The 265-nt window shown below is 41.9% G+C and carries 1 protein-coding gene; it reads right to left on the bottom strand.

The features are described from left to right. Positions 1-55: 55 nt before the first annotated feature. On the bottom strand, positions 56-178 hold the full coding sequence (locus tag M2R47_RS09560) for a hypothetical protein (protein WP_283162966.1): 123 nt from the start codon (positions 176-178) through the stop codon (positions 56-58). Positions 179-265: the final 87 nt, after the last annotated feature.

Here is a 265-nt window from a genome sequence, read left to right as displayed (position 1 = left end):
TAGCATGATCATTGTGAATAACGCTCAATAAATCATTTCTTAGTCGGTTAAACTTTTACCGTGTCCAATGTCGCACACCCTTGCCGATGTCAATTATCGCCCCTAAAGTCAATGAGCATCCAGATGTTCCAGCGATTTCTTTTTGGTCGGAGAGTAGCTCGGCTTCTAGCATGATCATTGTGAATAACGCTCAATAAATCATTTCTTAGTCGGTTAAACTTTTACCGTGTCCAATGTCGCACACCCTTGCCGATGTCAATTATCG

It is taken from the genome of Moraxella oculi, assembly GCF_023336735.1.
Taxonomy (GTDB): Bacteria; Pseudomonadota; Gammaproteobacteria; order Pseudomonadales; family Moraxellaceae; genus Moraxella; species Moraxella oculi.
This window is presented reverse-complemented; position numbering and strand designations above follow the sequence as displayed.